Below are 264 nucleotides of genomic sequence, written 5' to 3'. Positions count from 1 at the left end.
CGGTGGCCGCGGCGCTGCGCCTCGCGCATCATGGAAAAGGTGGTGTCTTTGTAGATCTGGAAGGCTTCCAGCGGATCGGCGATGAACAACAGTTTCATGGATGGGCAAAAAATGGATCGAAGGGAAGCCCTGGTGCGCTGACCGGGGGCAGTTGCAGGGCCCGTGCGGCGCTTTCGCGCTAGCGCGGAGCCGGCCGACGCGCGTACTGTTGCACAAACAGCGCAAGGCTGCCGGCCGCCACACCCCAGAAGGCCGAACCGACAC

Annotated in this window: 1 pseudogene; it reads right to left on the bottom strand. The window is 64.4% G+C overall.

Annotation, left to right across the window (positions count from 1 at the left end):
- Positions 1–98: pseudogene (locus B2J89_RS22210) on the bottom strand (glutathione synthase); the annotation flags it as partial.
- Positions 99–264: the final 166 nt, after the last annotated feature.

It is taken from the genome of Acidovorax sp. SRB_24, from assembly GCF_012931925.1.
Note: the sequence above shows the minus strand (reverse complement) of the source record. Positions and strands in the feature narration are given on the sequence as shown.